General features: G+C 38.5%; 3 protein-coding genes. All 3 read left to right on the top strand.

Going from position 1 to position 3,614, the window contains the following annotated elements:
* Positions 1 to 190: 190 nt before the first annotated feature.
* The 3 genes from H5072_RS14520 to H5072_RS14510 all read left to right on the top strand — a co-directional run bounded on the left by H5072_RS14520 (position 191) and on the right by H5072_RS14510 (position 3,607).
* Complete coding sequence (locus H5072_RS14520) at positions 191 to 2,152, top strand: FAD-dependent oxidoreductase (RefSeq protein WP_182693919.1); 1,962 nt, start codon at positions 191 to 193, stop codon at positions 2,150 to 2,152.
* A 93-nt stretch (positions 2,153 to 2,245) separates the two neighbouring features.
* Positions 2,246 to 2,929: a DoxX family protein gene (locus H5072_RS14515; protein WP_182693918.1), complete on the top strand. Its 684-nt coding sequence runs from the start codon at positions 2,246 to 2,248 to the stop codon at positions 2,927 to 2,929.
* 129 nt (positions 2,930 to 3,058) lie between these two features.
* Entirely contained in the window at positions 3,059 to 3,607 is a 549-nt protein-coding gene (locus H5072_RS14510) for an NAD(P)H nitroreductase (RefSeq protein WP_138489000.1), read from the top strand.
* Positions 3,608 to 3,614 lie beyond the last annotated feature (7 nt).

Raw genomic sequence — 3,614 nt, 5'->3', positions numbered from 1 at the left:
CATTAGTCCCATCTTAGCCTAGAATAAAAATAAATTTAACTGCTAAATCGTAACGAAGTGTTTATGAACCTATATAAACGTAAGTTTTTACTGCTATTTTTAATTAAATGCATGCACATATTGCTTATTACTTGCCATTAAAGCAGAATTAGCTAATGTATACAGGTTAGACCAGTTAACGGGGCACAAGATGTTAGAACAACAATTACAACTAAAACACACACAATTACGTAACCGCTTGGTTATGGGCTCAATGCATACAGGTCTTGAAGAGGGCTGGCATAACCGCAAACGCTTACGCGCATTTTATGAAGCACGTGCAAAAGGTGGCACCGCGATGTTAATTACAGGCGGATACAGCCCTAATTTACGTGGCAAGCTAACACCAATTTCTTCCTCATTTAATAGTTATTACGATGTGTTTAAGCATCGCGCTTACACAGATGCTGTGCATAAACACGGTGGAAAAATTTGTTTGCAATTATTACATGCTGGACGTTATGCATACCATCCTTTCAATCAAGCACCAAGTGCAATAAAAGCACCTATTAATCCTTATAAACCTAAAGCGATGTCGCTTGGATCGATTAAAAAAACAATTAAAGACTTTGCGCATTCTGCCTATATGGCTGAAAAAGCCGGCTACGATGGCGTAGAAGTCATGGGTTCTGAAGGGTATTTGATTAATGAGTTTATGGCGCCTCATACCAATAAACGCGATGATGAGTTTGGTGGCAGCTTAGAAAATAGAATGCGACTTGCACTTGAAATAGTTAAAGCTGTAAGAGCAAAAGTATCTGAAAAATTCTTAATTATTTTTAGATTGTCGGTCATTGATTTGATTCCAAACGGTTCAACACCAGAGGAAGTTGTTATTCAGGCTACCGAACTTGAAAAAGCGGGTGTTGATATATTTAACACTGGTATTGGTTGGCACGAAGCGCGTGTACCGACTATTGCGAGTATGGTGCCACCGGGTGCATTTAAAGAAGCATCAAAGCGTTTAAAAGACGTAGTTAATGTCCCTGTGATTGCTGTTAACCGAATTAATACTCCAGAAATTGCTAACGATATTTTAAATGCAGGCGAGGCTGATTTAATTTCGATGGCACGTCCATTATTAGCTGATCCTGAGTTTTTTAATAAGTACGTAAACAATCAATCTAAACAAATCAATATTTGTATTGGCTGTAACCAGGGTTGTCTAGATCACGTATTTAAAAATAAACGTGCTACGTGTTTAGTTAATCCACAAGCTGCATTTGAGCTAGATTACCCGCTAGAGCAAGCAGCTAAAGCTAAAAATGTATTAGTTGTCGGTGCAGGTCCTGCTGGTTTATCAGCAAGTTGTTACTTGGCTCAAAAAGGGCATAACGTCACGTTAATTGATCAAAAATCGCAAATGGGCGGTCAATTTAATTTAGCCATGCAAATACCGGGTAAAGAAGACTTTAACCATACACTTACTTACTTCACTAATGAGCTCGAGCGATTAAAAGTAACTGTGGAGCTTAGTAAAGCTTACGACGATTCAATGCTTAAAGATTATGATGATATTGTTTTTGCAACAGGCGTTAGGCCGCGTGAAGCCTCTATTAAATGTAGTGATGATAAGCGTGTGTTTGCTTATGACGAAGTCATACGCGGCGAAGTAGAACTGGGCAAATCAATCGCTATTTTAGGTGCTGGCGGTATTGGTTTTGATATGGTTGCTTTTTTAAGTGAACATACATCACAATCTATTAGCGAGTTTAAAACGCAATGGGGGATTGAGTGTGATGCACAACCTCATAAAGACGAGCGCCAATTGTATATGTTAAAACGCAGTTCGGGTCGTTTTGGTAGTGAGCTTGGTAAAACCACTGGTTGGATACATCGCCAAGTTGCTAAACAGCATGGTGTTAAACAAATTGCTGACTGCCAATATCAAAGTTTTGATAAGAATGGGTTAACAATTAATGTTGCTGGAGAAGTTCAAGTACTGCCGGTAGATACTGTTATTGCGTGTATTGGTCAGGTTTCTAATAGCGAAGTGCTAGAAGGTTACACAGATAACGCAAAAGTGCATGTGATAGGCGGAGCTAAATTGGCTGCTGCAATTGATGCTAAACGCGCTATTTTTGAAGCTTTACAAGTGGCGAGAAGTATTTAACCTTTGTAAATAAATTGAAATAGTTTATCAATCTATACGGTCTTTTTTGTTTATAGTCTATAACTTAATAAACATTGAACACACAGGATACGCATGAATAAACTAATCAGTTTTTATAACACAATATTGGGTAAACTATCGTTTTTAGATGGTTTACCTGCTTTACTATTTCGCTTAATTTTAGCTCCCGTTATGATCATCGCAGGTTATAACAAACTTGCTATAAGTACTGAAACAGAAGGCTTTCTAAATAACTTTTTAGCATCGCCTGATGTCGTTCAATGGTTTGGTAATAGTGAATGGGGTTTAGGCTTACCGTTTCCTGATTTACTAGCCTTCTTAGCTGGATGGAGTGAATTTTTAGGTGGTTGGTTGTTATTATTTGGCCTTTTAACTCGCTTAGTCAGTATCCCGCTTATGTTCACAATGGTTGTAGCGGCTACTTCAGTACATTGGCATAACGGGTGGTTTGCAATAGCGCCGACTAATCCAGAAACAAGTGCTGCGCAAGTACTTGATTGGTTATCTATCCCAGGTGCAAAAGAAAGCCTCGAAAACTCATTAGAAGTACAAGACAGGATAGGAAAAATTCGAGACTTAGTTGAAGAGCACGGCTTTCCTGATTACCTATACGAAAAAGGTAAACCATCTATTTTAAATAATGGCATAGAATTTTCGGCAATTTATTTTGCTATGCTCTTAAGTTTATTTTTTATGGGCGGTGGGCGTTTTGTTAGTTTTGATTACTGGTTAAAGCGAAACGTTATAAAAAAATAGCGCATTAAATGTATTTTATTAACGGCTGCATAGTTGACCCTTTGCGGCCGTTTTGCATTTTAATTTCTCGGTATTTATTATTTAAGGTTTTAAATGTTACTCTATCGTTTTGAATTTTGAGGAATCGTTATGAACGCTATCGAGCTTTTACTTACTCGCCAATCAGACTCTAAACTAACAGAGCCGGGCCCTACGCCTGAGCAGCTCGACATAATTAAGCAAGCAGCATTACGTGTTCCTGATCATGGCTGTATAGCACCGTGGCAGTTCATCATTGCTCAAGGTGATGCACGCAATAAACTGGGTGAAATTTACCATCAAAGTGCAGTGGCAGAGCAACAGACAGAAAAAGTAATTAACCGTGCTAAAGAGCTTCCCCTTCGTGCGCCTATGATTGTAATAGCAATTGCTAAATATCAAGAACACCCAAAAGTTCCTCGTATCGAGCAGGTACAAAGTGCAGGCTGCAGTGTATTAGCAATGCAACAAGCTGCATTTGCTCAAGGTTTAGGTGGTGTTTGGCGCACAGGTTACTTTGCACAAAGTAGAGCAGTCAAAAAAGCGCTTAACTTACATGAGCAAGATGAAATTGTAGGGTACTTATACATAGGTACTCCTCAAGTTGAGTGTAAAAAGTCACCTCGCCATAAACCAGAACATTATTTTAGTAATTTGTGAAATAGTA

Origin of the sequence: Pseudoalteromonas sp. SR45-5 (genome assembly GCF_014163565.1) — a bacterium.
GTDB lineage: Bacteria > Pseudomonadota > Gammaproteobacteria > Enterobacterales > Alteromonadaceae > Pseudoalteromonas > Pseudoalteromonas distincta.
This window is presented reverse-complemented; position numbering and strand designations above follow the sequence as displayed.

Excerpts from the sequence above, each read along its gene's own strand:
- H5072_RS14520 (WP_182693919.1), top strand. The coding sequence starts at position 191 with ATGTTAGAACAACAATTACAACTAAAACACACACAATTACGTAACCGC.
- H5072_RS14515 (WP_182693918.1), top strand. The coding sequence starts at position 2,246 with ATGAATAAACTAATCAGTTTTTATAACACAATATTGGGTAAACTATCG.
- H5072_RS14510 (WP_138489000.1), top strand. The coding sequence starts at position 3,059 with ATGAACGCTATCGAGCTTTTACTTACTCGCCAATCAGACTCTAAACTA.